General features: G+C 70.8%; 14 protein-coding genes. 6 read left to right on the top strand and 8 right to left on the bottom strand.

Annotated features, from left to right (window positions below; translation table 11 throughout):
- Positions 1-119: 119 nt before the first annotated feature.
- The 4 genes from CFLA_RS02200 (at position 120) to CFLA_RS02185 (ending at position 6082) form a co-directional block, all read left to right on the top strand.
- Entirely contained in the window at positions 120-782 is a 663-nt protein-coding gene (locus tag CFLA_RS02200) for a hypothetical protein (protein ID WP_222836772.1), read from the top strand.
- Positions 779-2734 carry an ATP-binding protein gene (locus CFLA_RS02195; RefSeq protein WP_013115685.1) on the top strand — a complete coding sequence of 652 codons (1956 nt, stop codon included), beginning with the start codon at positions 779-781 and terminating at the stop codon, positions 2732-2734. Before CFLA_RS02200 ends, CFLA_RS02195 begins: the two co-directional genes overlap by 4 nt.
- A 45-nt stretch (positions 2735-2779) precedes the next feature.
- On the top strand, positions 2780-4786 hold the full coding sequence (locus CFLA_RS02190; protein ID WP_013115684.1) for a hypothetical protein: 2007 nt from the start codon (positions 2780-2782) through the stop codon (positions 4784-4786).
- Between the two features lie 807 nt (positions 4787-5593).
- On the top strand, positions 5594-6082 hold the full coding sequence (locus CFLA_RS02185; protein ID WP_222836771.1) for a nucleotidyltransferase domain-containing protein: 489 nt from the start codon (positions 5594-5596) through the stop codon (positions 6080-6082).
- 713 nt (positions 6083-6795) lie between these two features.
- Here CFLA_RS02185 and CFLA_RS02175 read toward each other — a convergent pair.
- The 4 genes from CFLA_RS02175 to CFLA_RS02160 all read right to left on the bottom strand — a co-directional run bounded on the left by CFLA_RS02175 (position 6796) and on the right by CFLA_RS02160 (position 9247).
- Positions 6796-7419 carry a nucleoside/nucleotide kinase family protein gene (locus tag CFLA_RS02175; protein WP_013115681.1) on the bottom strand — a complete coding sequence of 208 codons (624 nt, stop codon included), beginning with the start codon at positions 7417-7419 and terminating at the stop codon, positions 6796-6798.
- A 460-nt stretch (positions 7420-7879) separates the two neighbouring features.
- The gene (locus tag CFLA_RS02170) at positions 7880-8347 is read right to left on the bottom strand and encodes a PaaI family thioesterase (RefSeq protein ID WP_013115680.1); all 468 of its coding nucleotides are present in this window, start codon (positions 8345-8347) and stop codon (positions 7880-7882) included.
- Positions 8344-8535 carry a hypothetical protein gene (locus CFLA_RS02165; RefSeq protein WP_043598705.1) on the bottom strand — a complete coding sequence of 64 codons (192 nt, stop codon included), beginning with the start codon at positions 8533-8535 and terminating at the stop codon, positions 8344-8346. The genes CFLA_RS02170 and CFLA_RS02165 overlap by 4 nt, the downstream gene beginning before the upstream one ends.
- Before the next feature lie 97 nt (positions 8536-8632).
- Positions 8633-9247, bottom strand: a complete 615-nt coding sequence (locus CFLA_RS02160; RefSeq protein WP_013115678.1) for a LysE family translocator — start codon at positions 9245-9247, stop codon at positions 8633-8635.
- Between the two features lie 124 nt (positions 9248-9371).
- Between CFLA_RS02160 and CFLA_RS02155 the strand changes: the two genes are divergently transcribed.
- Positions 9372-9824, top strand: a complete 453-nt coding sequence (locus CFLA_RS02155; protein WP_013115677.1) for an Lrp/AsnC family transcriptional regulator — start codon at positions 9372-9374, stop codon at positions 9822-9824.
- A 42-nt stretch (positions 9825-9866) separates the two neighbouring features.
- Complete coding sequence (locus tag CFLA_RS02150) at positions 9867-10547, top strand: alkylmercury lyase family protein (protein WP_013115676.1); 681 nt, start codon at positions 9867-9869, stop codon at positions 10545-10547.
- Between the two features lie 126 nt (positions 10548-10673).
- On the opposite strand, the gene CFLA_RS02145 is transcribed toward CFLA_RS02150, so the two are convergent.
- Genes CFLA_RS02145 through CFLA_RS02130 form a run of 4 tightly spaced genes read right to left on the bottom strand, consistent with a single transcriptional unit; the run spans position 10674 to position 13255 of the window.
- Positions 10674-11600 (bottom strand): cation diffusion facilitator family transporter, encoded by a 927-nt coding sequence (locus tag CFLA_RS02145; RefSeq protein WP_013115675.1) that lies wholly within the window; start codon positions 11598-11600, stop codon positions 10674-10676.
- The gene (locus CFLA_RS02140; protein WP_013115674.1) at positions 11597-12253 is read right to left on the bottom strand and encodes a methyltransferase family protein; all 657 of its coding nucleotides are present in this window, start codon (positions 12251-12253) and stop codon (positions 11597-11599) included. The genes CFLA_RS02145 and CFLA_RS02140 overlap by 4 nt, the downstream gene beginning before the upstream one ends.
- Entirely contained in the window at positions 12243-12893 is a 651-nt protein-coding gene (locus tag CFLA_RS02135; protein WP_013115673.1) for a cation efflux transmembrane domain-containing protein, read from the bottom strand. Before CFLA_RS02135 ends, CFLA_RS02140 begins: the two co-directional genes overlap by 11 nt.
- Complete coding sequence (locus CFLA_RS02130; RefSeq protein WP_013115672.1) at positions 12890-13255, bottom strand: ArsR/SmtB family transcription factor; 366 nt, start codon at positions 13253-13255, stop codon at positions 12890-12892. The genes CFLA_RS02135 and CFLA_RS02130 overlap by 4 nt, the downstream gene beginning before the upstream one ends.
- Positions 13256-13378 lie beyond the last annotated feature (123 nt).

The raw sequence follows: 13378 nt of genomic DNA, 5'->3' as shown, positions 1-13378 counted from the left end.
CAGCGACTGGAATCACCCCGCAGGTGCCCGCCACGCCTGCCGGATTGGGGTTCGCCCGCCGTCGAGGCGGCAGTATGTCGAGTGTCCGATGGAGGGGGAACGGTTTGACGAACGAGCCTGTGGAGCCCGCCGAGCCCACGACCAGCCGAATGCAGGACGCCGTGCGGCTCCTGCTCCTGATCGACGGCGCCGCCGAGCCGGTCGACGACCCGCCACCGCCCGCGGCACCCGGCGGCGCGGTCGCGGTGCTGCGCACGCAGGTCCTCCTCCAGAAGCTCGATTTCTGGCTCCGCAACCCGGACTACTTCGCCAACATGCTCTTGGACCGGTTCGAGGCAAGCGGGGACGCCGCACTGCTGGACCACGCCGAGCGGATCCTGACGTCCGAAGAGCCCGAGATCCGCAGGCATCCGATGCTGCGCTATCGGTTCGGCGCGTACGAGCCGCTCGACGCGGCCCTGTCCGTGCTCGCCGGCCCAGGTCTGGTGTCCCGACGCCGGGAGGGCACACCAGGCCGGACGCGCCAGCACAACTACTACCTGACCGAGCACGGGCGGGAAGTCGCCCGCGAGATGGTCGCCGAGGAGCCTGCATTGGAGTACTACGTCGACCGGGTGGCGCTGCTCGTCGCCGTGACCGCGGGGCAAGGCGGCACCGAACTCAAGGACGAGCAGTACCGGCAGCAGGAATACGCCGACACCGCGTACAACGCACGGATCGGCGCGATCACGGGACGCGTCCGTCGGCGTCTCGCGGCCATCCGCGAGGCAGGTGCCGCGTGAGTGCGTCGCAGCGCCAGACGCTCGCCGAGCGGGTGGCCGCTCGCAGTGGAGTCGACGCGAGCCTCGTTGAGGCCGTCCTCGCAGCGCACGCCGTTCCGGACTCACACGTCCCCGTGATGGCCCGGTCCCTACGAGTGACCCGGCTCCGGCTGCGTGGAACGAAGGCGGGCCCGCAGGGCACCGGTCCGTTCGACGCCACGTTCGACATCCCCACTGGAGTCGTGATGGCCGTCGGTGCGAACCTTCGTGGCAAGACGACCCTCCTCGAGGCCATCACGCTGTGCCTCCGCGGCGAGCCGCGCGAACTGCAACGAGATGTCGCCAAGTGGCTCTCCGACGTCGAGTGCGATACCGAGATCAACGGCAGGCCGACGGGATTCCGCATCGTCATGCGCGACGGGGCGATCGCCGAAGGCTCCATCGTCGAGGCCACCGACCTCGCGGCCTTGCGTTCGGGTGGCATGGGCACCAAGACGGTGCTCGCGGCAGCCTCAGCCAAGGAGTACGCGCGCGCCGTAGACGTCTTCATGCTGGATCGATTGTCTCTAGAGCCGCTGCTCGCCGCGCTCAACACCGGAGGGGTGCAGCCCCACCGGTGGGCCTCGTACTTCGGCGCGCTGTACCCGCCCGCGGGACGAGAGCCCGTCCTGATCGGCGAGACCGCCATGGCCGGCCTGGCAGGGCGTCTACTGACGGTGTTCCTCGACCTGCCCGGCGCCGCGCTGTACACCCGCGTCAGAGCCGCCCGCGACGCGGCGCGCAACCGCGCCAAGAACGCCGCGGCCTCGCGCACCTCGGACACCGAGCGCGCCGACGCCCGCCGCGCACAACTCGACGCGCTCCAAGCAGCCCGCACCGCGCTCGGCGAACTCGCCCTCCGATCCGCGACAAGGCCAGCGTCGGCGGTCGCAGCCGACGTGACGACCCTGGCCGGCCAGCTAGCGGACGCGGAGGCCGCCTGGACCGCCGCCGGCGCGCTGCACCGTCAGGCCCGTGCCGCACGCCAGCAGGACCAACGCGCGCTGAACGACCATCGCGAGTCCGCAGTCGCCCGGGCGCTGTTCCACGGCCTCGACCCAGTCGCATGCCCGAGATGCGAGGCGCCCGTCGCCACCGAGCGCAGAGCCGCAGAGGCCCACAGCCACATCTGCGCCGTGTGCACCCAGCCAGTCACCACCGACGACGACGGCGAGACGGAGCGCGAGACCCAGGCCGCGCTCGAGGCCGCCCTGGACGCGTCCACAAGAGCGGCAGCGGCCGCGCTCGAGGCGTACGAGCGCGCCGAGGAGGAGGTCACCAAGCTCTCTCAGCGCCTCACGGAAGCGGAAGTCGAACTCCGGGAGGCCCGGGACGCCGCAACAACCGACGAGCGCGCCTCGCTCGAGCTCGCCGCCGCCCGCGCCGAAGGAGCGCTCGCCGTCCTCCCAGACGACGACCCCGTGCTCATCGACCCGGCCGACACGATTCTTGACGCGCTCGTCGCGGAACTCGAGGCCGACCTCGTCGAGCCGTCCCGCGAGCTGTTCGAGGAGCTCGGCGCCGAGATCGCCACCCTCGCCCGCGAGTTCGGGATCGAGTCCGTGACCGAGATCCGGATCGACCGGGCGGCGAGGCTCAAGATCTGGAAGGGCGGCGCCGACGCCGGCGGGTTCACGGCGCAGTCGCCCGGCGAGCGGCTCCGACTCCGGATCGCCACCGTTCTCGCGCTCCTGCGCGTCGGCCACCGGCGCGGCATCGCCACCCATCCTGGGTTGCTGATGCTCGACAGCCTGAAAGCTGAAGAGGTCCAGGACTCCGACGCCGCCGCGCTGCTGGACGCACTCATCCGCGCCGCCGCAGAAACGCCTAATCTCCAGGTGCTGACCACGTCGGCGGATCAGTCCCTCCCCGTCGGGAAACTGCCGGCCGACGCGATCATCGCGCCGCCAGCCCCTGACCAGCCGCTCTGGTAGCTGATCCGGCCAACGACGGCGACGGGGAACGGGAAGGAGCACGGCGTGAACGACCGGATCGTGACCGCGCTTCTCGCCGCCGAACGCTCGGGCCACCCTGCGTCGCCATCCGCGCTGGGCAGCGTCGACGACGCCGGACCGATCCTCGCGACGCTCGCCGACGACCCGCTGGCGCCATTGGCCGCCCGGGCGCTCACAGTCGCGTCGGGCGCCGACCCCGACGCCTGGCGCGGTCCCGTGCGTGCGTTCGCAGCCGGCCTGGCGCAGCAGACGAGCGTCCTGGCCCTGCAGGAGTCCGTTGACGCCCTGCTCGGCGGCTCCGCGGCAGCCGACGCCGGGCCAGCGCTCCACACCGCGATGCTCACCGGTCTGGATGACGCTGTCGGCACCACACCGAGTCTTGCGGCCGCGAGGCTCGAAGTCGCCGCACGGGTCGCGCTCGCGAAGCTCGCCCGGCCGTACCTGGTCCTTGAACGGCTCGCTGCGCCACCTGATGAGCTCGCCGAGGACTACCTCGACCCGCTGCCCCGGCTCGTCGGGATCGCACTCGAGACGTGGGGCTCTGACGACGAAGTCGCGCAACCCCTGATCGACGTCCTCGCCGCTCTCACGGCCACGCCTGTCGAGGGTGACGCGCTGCACGAGTTGGCCTGCCGCCAGATGCGGCGCGCATTGTCCGCCCCCGACATGCCCGCCGCCACAGAGGGCCTGGCCCGTGCCGCGGCGATGTTCGCTCAGGCGCAGGAGGTCGATGAGGACCGCGACGACTCCGCCGCCTACCAACTGGCATGCGAGGCCGTAATCGCGTTCGCACACGCCGATTGGACCGGTGTCGCGACTTCGACCGAGGCCTTGACCAACGTGCTGTCGCGCAGAGGTGCGTGGCACCTCGGCGCGCATTTGCCTGCCTGGCGCGCCGGCGCTCGCGACGCCGAGACCGCGTGGCTGGCGTTCGTCCTCGACCTGCGTCAGGCGGCCGACCGACTCCGCGAGGACAGCTGGCTTGATGTCCGCGCCGCCGCAGGGCAACTTGCCGCGGTGTACGAGGCGGAACGCGTCATCGACCCTGCCCCAGGCCTCCTCGCCGCGATTCGCCCCACCATCGCCGCCACAGTGGCCGGCAACGCCGTCCTGCTCGGCCAGCTCGAGCGAATGGTCGACCACGACCTCGCCGGTGGCAAATCGGTTCTACCGCCCGCTGCGGCCGCGGTTCTCGTTGCGGCGCACGCCGCGCGGGCGCGCAGCACAGCTGATCCGACCTCACCAGCCACCGACCGCGACGCCGCGCTGGGTCGAATCCTCAGGCTCGCGCCCTCCTTGCTCGCGTTCGGCGACGACATCTGCCAGCACCTCGCGGCGACGCTCGACGACGACGCTCTTCGCGACGCCGAGGGCATCGCCGCGCCCCTGCGAAGACTTCAGCCTCCCCACCCCACGCTGAAGCGCATGCGGGACTCCATCGTTACCTCCCTCGAGGTCAACCCGCGCTTCACTGGCGAGACTAGAGCCGCGGTGATCGCACTTCTCGAGCGAACTCTGACCTTCCTGCTCGATCGCTACGACCGCGGCGGGCCGCTTATGAAGGGCATGAAGAACATCATCGGCGTGCCAGCGAAGGGGGGATCGCTGCCGGTCGAGGCCGACTTGCAGTGGGAGTTCTACGTGTGGCTCGCCGGCCCGTGGGAGTTCGCCGGCCGGGTGCACGCGGAGGTCTCCGACATAGCGACCGGCAGGGCTGACGTGACGGTCAGGTTCGGCGACGTCGAACTTGTGACCGAGGTGAAGCGCGAGCTCGCAGACTCGACGCCGCGAGCACTTGAGCGCAGCTACCTCGGCCAGGCAGCGGCGTACTCCGGGTCCGGGGAGCCATTCAGCCAGCTCCTCGTCCTGGACCTGACCGACCATTCCTCCGGCGTCCGCACCCTGCCGGACCTCGCCTGGGTGGCCGAGCACCGAGCAGATCCCGAAGCGTCGCCGCAGCTCACCGTCGTGGCCGTGGTCGTCGGCAACCGACCCACACCCCGCAACGTCAAGGGGACGACGGCCACCTAACGCTCCTCCCATGTCAGAGCCGCCGCAGGGCGCTGGTGTTCTTGTGGACGCGCAGCGACCCGAGCGAGGGGAACCGAACGCGGTCGACGGTACGTGTGGGAGAGCGTCGCGAGGGCGCTGCCCCGCCGTGCGGGACTCGCGCGTAGAACCCGCCACCTCAATGAGAACGCGCTTTCGCCACCTCGTCGCGAAAGCCCAGGTCGCGGGGTCGGCCCTCCGCCATATTCGGCGCGAACCTACAACGGAGGAAGGTGGGGGCGTGAGCCGCTCCAGCACCACAGTGTTCGCCGCCGTCGCGGTACTCGCGCTGACCTCATGCGCGAGCGAGTCCGCCCCAACGGACAGCATCAGCACCAACGGCAAGGACCTGGTCGCGGCCAAGATCCTGGAGGTGTGGCCGCTCACAGTCGAGGAAGGCCTGCTGGAGTGCTGGCCGGACCAGTCGGTGACGTTCACCGCGGACGATCGGACCTATGCCGTGAATGGTCGCGCCCGTGGACAGCTCGACGAACACGCCGACTGGGCGGATATCACCGACATCGCGCTGCCGGGCGAGGGGATCAACGGAGCACGCTCGACTTGCTCGACTTCGTGTCCTACGCGACGAACTTCTGCTAGGCCGAAGCGCCTGATGGACCGAGGCACCCCGGGCCGAGGCCACGAACGTCCCACCAGGTTGTCCCGCTCCAGGGCAGCGCATCGGGGCATCAAGGCATCGGGGCAACTTCGACTAGTGCCCGCACCCGCTATGGGATCTCACCTGAGTCGGCAAGGACCTCAAGCAGCTAGCCGACTACCGTGTCCGCCGTGGACACGGGGCCCATGACGATCGAGCTGGTGCACGTGGCGCTTGACTCCTTCGACCGCGCGGGCGTCGCCGTGTGGATTGGTGGCGGGTGGGGCATCGACGCGCTGGTCGGACGCCAGACGCGCGAGCACCGCGACCTCGACCTGATGTACCGGATCGAGGACGACCCGCAGATCCGTGAGGTGCTGAGCGCCGCCGGGTACGTCGCCGAGACCGACTGGTGGCCGGTGCGCGTCGAGTTCCGCGGCCCGTCCTACGTCGACGTGCACCCGCTGGACTTCGCACCCGACGGCAGCGCCACGCAGGCAGGACTGGACGGAGCCCGCTTCGAGTACCCCGCCTCGGCATTCGTCCACGGCACGATCGACGGCCGACGCGTCGGCTGCCTGTCCGCCGAGCAGCAACGCCTCTTCCACTCGGGATACGAACTGCGCGAGATCGACCACGCCGACCTTGCCGCGCTCGCCAGTGCCTTGCTCGAACGCTGACGGCCACGCCCGGGCGCGGGACTGGTCTCGGACGGGCCGAGGTTGCGCGCTCGTCCTCGGCCGCTGGACGTCGGCAGTGACGTCTCGGCGGGACAGGACGATGCCGGCGTTGGCGACCACCGGCGGCAGGACGAGCATCGCAAGATCGCCGCTCCGTGCGACCTAGCGCCGATTCCGAGGATTCGGACAGGTGCGTGAGACAGGCCGGCTCTCGCCCATCTTTCCCTCAGCACGTCGCGCGTGCAGCCGTCGGACAGCTCGCACGAGTTCCTACAAGTCCCGTGGGAAGACGCGCCTGAGGGCTCGGGAAGACGCAGAATCGCCCGGCGCGTGTCGTCGTCGCCGGCGGCCCAGCTGTGGGATCTCATCTGAGTTGTCCCAATCTCACGTAGTTGCCCACGGCGTGTCCCAATCTCACGTACTTGCCCCAGGAGGACGCTCGACGGCGTGGAGCTGAGCGCGGCTCGTGCCACGCACATGACCGCTGAGGGGACCGAGCTCGAAGCCGACCTCTCGGAGGTCGACCTGCGCCAGGTGGCGTTCGGCTCTCCGGTCCGCATCCCGCCGTCGTACGCCCGCCAGCGCAACTACCCGGGCCCCTTCTCCTCGACGAACTCCGCGCACGTCGTCTACGAGAGCCGACTCGAGCTCGCCTGGCTCTGGCTTGCCGACTTCGACCCAGAGGTCGTCAGGATTGCTGCCCAGCCGGAGGCTCAGGCGACCACGCGTGGGGCCGAAGGTTTCGTCATGTCGATGACCACACTGGCGCGCTCCCGGGGTCGAGCCCGCTCGACGTAGAGCCGCTGGGCCCCCTCGTACCGCTCGAGACGGGGGTCGTCGGGGTCGAGGCCGTCCCGCTGCACCATGCGACGCGCCGCCTCATCTGGCGCCACGTCGAGCCAGACAGAGAAGTCCCAGTAGTCGACCAGCTCGTCACGGTGCAGGAAGACCCCTTCGACCAGCACGAGCGCGCGCGGTGCTGCTGCCTGACGCGGCGGATCCCACGACCTCCCGCTCCGGTGGTCGATCGACGCGGCCCTGTAGAGGCCCTCGCCCTCGGCCGAGAGGTGGTCGAGGGCCGATCGCAGCGCGGACGTGTTGATCGCGTCGAGCCAGAAACCTTCGGCCGAGGTCCGCCCCCGGGCATGCCGCACCGCTGCGACATTGAAGAAGTCGTCCACGTGCAGGACGAGGACGGGTCTGGTGGTGATGTGCCGGGCCAACGCCGTGGCCAATGTGGTCTTGCCGCTCGCGCCAACACCGTCGATCGCGACCAACGCGCGAGTCTGCGCGGGGACCGCCGCGTGGATTCGGGAAACGACGTCGTCGAGGCTCACCTGCCGTATGGTCCCAGCCCGTCGAGGCACTGGTGGTGGGAACCTGCTGAGGATTCGGACAGGTAGATGAGACGACCGGCGTCTCAGCCATCTGTCCCGCTACAGGTCAGGGTGCCGGGTGCGGGCCAACTCTGCTGAGTTCCTACAAATCCCGTGGGAAGACGCGCCTGAGGGCTCGGGAAGACGCGCGTGAGGGCTCGGGAAGACGCGCCTGAGGGCTCGGGTGTGGGTTCGCGTTGAGCTTGTCCGATTCGCGCTAGCGTGTCCGACGCGTGTCCGCCGTCGCGTTTGCGTGTCCGCAAGGCGTGCCGGTACGCGTCGCCCTCGTACGCCGGGCAGTCGAGGTAGCCGGGCTCGTGTGGTCGGCAACGATGCGCGCGGCACTCGACGAGGTCCTACAGCGGCGCCGCGAACGCCCTGACCCGTCGCCGATGCCGCTCGGCATGGACGCGGCCGGGAATCAGTGCTGAGCTGCGTCGGAGCCGGGAGCCGTCGTGCTGATCAGGGTCTGCTGGGCCGCGGCGATCAGCCGGGTCGAGTCGTCGCCATGGGCGAGGACGTCGATGCGGCACACGGTCAGGGTGCGGCCGTGCTTCAGGACGCTGGCCACAGCCTCAAGCCGTCGCCCTGCGGGGGCGAGGAAGTCGATCGTGAAGCCGGTGGTGAGGACCTCGCGGTCGTCGGGTAGCAGGGTGAGTGCGGCGTAGCCTCCCGCGGTGTCGGCAAGTGTCGCGATGGCTCCGCCGTGCACGTGCCCGTGCTGCTGGGAGAGCTCGGGCCGCGCGGTCAGCTCGAGGTGGACCCGGCCGGGCGAGACGTGGGTCAGGCGGGCGCCGAGGTGGGCCATGAGTCCTTGGCGCTCGAAGCTGGTGGCGATCCGCTCGTGCAGCCGCGCGTCGTCTGGCGGTGCAGAGGTCGGGTCGCTCATGCCTTGCTCGCGAAGGTGTGCTCGGGGCCGGGGAAGGTGTCGGTGGCGACGACGTCGTCGGCGACGTCGTGGGCCGCGGCGTGCAGGTGGGCGTACTGCAGCACGGGTATGCCGCCGTCGTCGACGATCGCGGCGGCGTAGGTGTCGTGGGCGATGAGCATCGTCCACCGCTCACCGCGCTGCTTCATGTCCTGTAGATGGTGCAGGCGCGCGCGCCGTCGCCGTGCGGCCGATGGTTCGGGTGCGGCGTACGGGGGCGTCTCGCTCACGAGGTCTCCTCGGTGGTCAGGTCAGCTGCTCGACCGCGATGAACGCGCCGAGCCCGATCATCACGATGCCGGACACGCGGGCCACGACGAGCGTCGCGGTCGCCCGAGCACCCAGCACACGGTGCGCCGCCGCCGCGACGACCGTGTAGACGACAGCGCAGCTTGCGGTGTGCACCAGTCCGAGCGTGACCATCTGCGCCGGTTGGGGCCACGGGGCGGAAGCACGGGTGAACTGCGGCAGCAACGCGAGGAACAGCAGGAACGCCTTCGGGTTCAGCCCGCTGATGCCCCATCCGCGCGCCGCCCACCCCCATCGGGATCCCACCGGTCCCCCGGCGTCAGGGTGCGACGCCGCGGCGGTTCGGAGCGTGGCGACGCCGAGCCAGACAAGGTAAGCCGCGGCGACGACGGTCACGGCTCTCAGGAGCGTCGGCGCGCGGCTGACGAGCGCGCCGACGCCGGCCGCGACCAGGAACGTATGGGTCAGGTGCCCAGCCAGCAGGCCCGCGACCGCCGGCGCCGCGACGCGCTGCCGGAGGCCGGCACTGATCGCGTACGCCCAGTCCGCACCCGGGGTCAGGACGAGGACGAACGACACCGCCCAGAACGCGACCACGGCGGAACCGTCCACCCGGCTGACCCCTCCCACCCTGGCCGTTCATCACGACTTCCTGCCGGGAACGCTATGCCGGATCACACCGAAGGTGCTTCCAAGTTCTTCGCACGAGATCCAGGGTGGTGGAAGAATCGTCGCTGTGGACGCCATCGACCGGAAGATCCTTGCGGAGCTGCAGGAGGACGGGCGCCTGACGCTCACTGACCTCGCCGCCCGCGTGCAGCTGAGCGTCTCGCCCTGCCATCGCCGGCTGCGGGCGCTGGAGCGGTCAGGTGTCATCAGCGGCTACCGGGCGCACCTGGACCCGCACGCGGTCGGGCTGACCTTCGAGGCCCTCGTGTTCGTCACCATGCGCGAGGCCACCCGCGAGGCGATCACCGGGTTCGAGTCCGCGGTCGCCGGCCTGGAGCACGTCGTGCACGCGCAGCGGCTGTTCGGCGACCCCGACTACCTGCTGCGCGTCGTCGCCCGGGACCTGCCGCACTTCCAGCGGCTCTACGACGAACACCTCGCCGCGCTGCCCGGCGTGCAGCGGCTGTCGTCGACGCTCGTCATGAAGGCCGTCGTCGAGGATCGCGCCCTCCCCCTCTAGTGTTGAGCGTCCGTCCGGTCCGAGGGATGAGGTGCTGTGCCGATGGATGCGCTCGAGACGCGACGGGTGCGCGACCTGGTCTACGAGACGTTCGTGCGCGAGGGCCGCGCGCCGTCGATCGCGGAGCTCGCGCGCCTGACCTCGAGCTCGGTCGACGCCGTCCAGGAGCGCCTGACAGAGCTGGCCGATGCTCACGCGCTCGTGCTGTCGCCCGACGGTGACGCTGTCCGCATGGCTCACCCGTTCACGGCGGCTCCGATGGCGTTCGTCGTCACTCCCCTCGACGGGCTCGACGACCGGCGCTGGTGGGGCGGGTGCGCCTGGGACTCGTTCGGGATCAGCGCTGCGCTGGGACTCGACGTGCGGATCGACACCGCCTGCCCGCAGTGCGGATCACACATCGGGTTCGACACCGGGCCGACGATCGCGCCGCGTCCACAGCTCGCGGTGCGGTTCCCCCGCCCGGCAGCGTCCTGGTGGGACGACGTCGTGGGCACCTGCACGCTGATCCGGATGTTCTGCGACCAGGACCACGCCGGCCGGTGGACCACGCAGCACGCTCCCGGATCGGGGCAGGTCGTCGCCGCCACGACGGTGTGGCGGCTCGCCCAGCCCTGGTACGGCGACCGCGTCGACCCCGACTTCCACCCCCACACGCGCGAGCACAACCAGCGGCTCCTCGAGGACTGCGGGCTGACCGGCGACTTCTGGCGGTTGCCCTGAAGACACGCCGCCCCAACGGCTGAGGATTCGGACAGACAAGTGAGACGAAGGGCGTCTCACGATCGTGTCCAGGCTGCAGGTCAGGGCACCGACCGTCGGACAGGCTCGACGCGTCCCTACACCTACCTAGTCGTGGTGCGCGTTCTCGTGCGAGCGGTGGCCGACCGGCTCGAGCTGCAGGGTGCAGTGCTCCATCGCGAAGTGCTCACCGAGGCACTCGTCGAGCGCGTCCAGGACCGCACCGGGGCGTCCTTGGTCGATGCACTCGTCGTCGACGACGACGTGTGCGGACAGGGCGGTGACGCCGCTGGTGATGGTCCAGGCGTGCAGGTCGTGCACGTCGACGACGCCGGGTACCTCGCGCATGTGGTCGCGGACCTGCTCGAGGTTCAGGCCCTTGGGTGTGGCCTCGAGCAGGATGTCGATGACGTCGCGCAGCAGGGACCAGGCTCGCGGGATGATGAACACCCCGATCGCGACGGAGGCGATGACGTCGGCGCGGGTGTACCCGGTGGTGGCGATGACGATGCCGGCGATGATGACGGCGATCGAGCCGACCAGGTCGCTGAGGACCTCGAGGTAGGCGCCGCGCACGTTCAGGCTCTCGTGCTTGCCGGCGCGCAGGATCATCAAGCTGGCCAGGTTCGCCAGCGCGCCGACGGCCGCGACGGCCGCGACGGCCAGCATGAGCCCGGTCGCGACCTCGGGCGGGTCGTTCCAGCGTTGCACCGCCTCGACGATGACCCAGATCGCCAACCCACCCAGCAGCAGCGCGTTGGCCAGGGCGGCGAGGATCTCGGCGCGCTGCAGCCCGTTGGTGCGAGTGTTCGTCGCGGGCCGTGTGGCCAGGGTGCTGGCGACCAGGGCGATCGCGACGCCGGTGGCGTCAGTGAGCATGTGCCCGGCGTCGGCGAGCAGCGCAAGCGAGCCCGAGACCAGTCCGCCGACGATCTGGGCGGCGACGACGCTGAGGGTGATGACCAGCACCAGGACCAGGCGCTTGCGGTGCTGGGCGGTCGCGGTGCCGCCCGCGTGGGCGTGCCCGACACTCATCGTGCGTTCTCTCCTTCGGTGGCGAGCATCTGCCGCTGCAGCCCGATCCCGGGGACGAACCGCCCGACGCGGGCGGTGTAGAGCGCGTATTGCTGACCGTGGACCTGGCGCAGGTACGGCTCCTCGACGACGCGGACCTGCAGCTCGACGGCGAGCACGAGGCTGACCAGGGCCGCGGCCGTCACCAGGGTGGGGGCGAGCAAAGCCACGCCGGTCAGCGCGGTGATCATGGCGGTGAAGATCGGGTTGCGCACGAGCGCGAACGCGCCGGTGGTCACCAGGCTCGTGCGCTCGCCCGGGTCGACGCCGATGCGCCAGGAGCTGCCCATCGCGGACTGCGCCCCTAGCACCGCGGCGAATCCCAGCACCGCGGCGGCCAGGCCCGCCCAGCGCAGCGCTGCCGGCAGGGCGGCCGGCTGCGGTCCGGTGCCGGCCACGGCGAGTGCCGGTCCGGCGGCGCCGAGCACGACCGCGGCCGCGGCCGCGAACAGCACCCCGCCCCACCACTGCGCCGAACCGGGCGCGCCGGACAGGCCCAGGTAGCCGCTGGTGCCGGTGCGCCGCCGGTGCAGCCAGGTCCGCACGCCGAACGCCGCCACGACCCCGAGCAGGTACAGGCCCAGCGCGAGGCCTGCCGCGGTGTCAGTCGTCATCGTCGTCGTCCTCGACCAGCTCGCCCTCCCAGGCCTCCTTGCCTTCGTGGATGGCGAACGCTGCGATCACGAACGCCGCGACCGGGTCCAGCCACGCGGCGCCGGTCAGGGCGTAGAGCCCGACGCCGGCGAGGGTGGAGATGCTCAGCAGCACGCAGATCCGCGTCTCGGCGGCGTCGGCGAGGATCAGGTTGTCCTTCAGCCGCAGGCCCACGGTGCGCTTCATGGCGGCCAGCACGGGCATGACGATGATCGAGGCGACGAGCAGCCCGATCGCCAGCGGCGAGCTGTCGGGAGCCTCGCCGTCGATCAGGCTGCGGATGCCCTCGATGGTGACGTAGGCGGCCAGGACGAAGAACGTCACGGCCACGGCCTTGAGCGCCAGCCGCTCCTTGCGCTCGTCCGCCTCGCCGTGGCGCAGCCGCGCGGACAGGCGCAGCGCGACCAGGACGCCGGCGATCGACTCGATCGCGGAGTCGACGCCGAACCCGACCACCGACACCAGTCCGGCCAGCAGGCCCGCGGTGATCGCGACGGCACCCTCGACCACGTTGTACGCGACGGTGAACTGCGCCAGGCGCAGCCCGCGGCGGGTCAGGCGTTCGACCTCGACGGCGTCGAGCTCCCCGGTCGCGCTCATGTCGTCACCTGGTCGGTGCCGGCCGCAGCGATACCGAAGGTCGGGCACAGCGTGACCGCGTCGCCAGTTAGGGCCAGCAGCCGCTCGGCGGCCGCGAGCAGGTCCATCAGCGCCTCGGGATGGTTCAGGCTGAACACCGAGGCGCGGCCTTGCGGGCGTGAGCTGACCAGGCCGCAATCACGCAGGCACGCCAGGTGCTTGGACACCGTGGACTGCGCGAGGCCCAGGTGCTCGGTCAGGTCCACCACGCGGTGCTCCCCCAGTGCCAGGTGGCGCAGGATCGTCAGGCGCGAGGGATCGCTGAAGCCGTGAAACAGGCACGCTGCGGCCTCGAACGCGTGCGACTCGTCAACCGACCGCATCGCGCCCTGTCTCTATCATCGTCATAGCGCGACGATATAGCCGAGCGGTGTAACCGTGGCAACCTCGCGAGTGTCGGGCGCCCCGGGATGCGCCGTGACTGCGCGGTGACATGGCACGCCGCG

Source organism: Cellulomonas flavigena DSM 20109, assembly GCF_000092865.1.
Lineage (GTDB): Bacteria > Actinomycetota > Actinomycetes > Actinomycetales > Cellulomonadaceae > Cellulomonas > Cellulomonas flavigena.
Note: the sequence above shows the minus strand (reverse complement) of the source record. Positions and strands in the feature narration are given on the sequence as shown.

Coding starts and splice junctions, on each gene's coding strand:
- CFLA_RS02170 (WP_013115680.1), bottom strand. CDS start 8,347: ATGAGCGACCCGACCTCTGCACCGCCAGACGACGCGCGGCTGCACGAG.
- CFLA_RS02165 (WP_043598705.1), bottom strand. CDS start 8,535: ATGAAGCAGCGCGGTGAGCGGTGGACGATGCTCATCGCCCACGACACC.
- CFLA_RS02150 (WP_013115676.1), top strand. CDS start 9,867: ATGGATGCGCTCGAGACGCGACGGGTGCGCGACCTGGTCTACGAGACG.
- CFLA_RS02145 (WP_013115675.1), bottom strand. CDS start 11,600: ATGAGTGTCGGGCACGCCCACGCGGGCGGCACCGCGACCGCCCAGCAC.
- CFLA_RS02140 (WP_013115674.1), bottom strand. CDS start 12,253: ATGACGACTGACACCGCGGCAGGCCTCGCGCTGGGCCTGTACCTGCTC.
- CFLA_RS02135 (WP_013115673.1), bottom strand. CDS start 12,893: ATGAGCGCGACCGGGGAGCTCGACGCCGTCGAGGTCGAACGCCTGACC.
- CFLA_RS02130 (WP_013115672.1), bottom strand. CDS start 13,255: ATGCGGTCGGTTGACGAGTCGCACGCGTTCGAGGCCGCAGCGTGCCTG.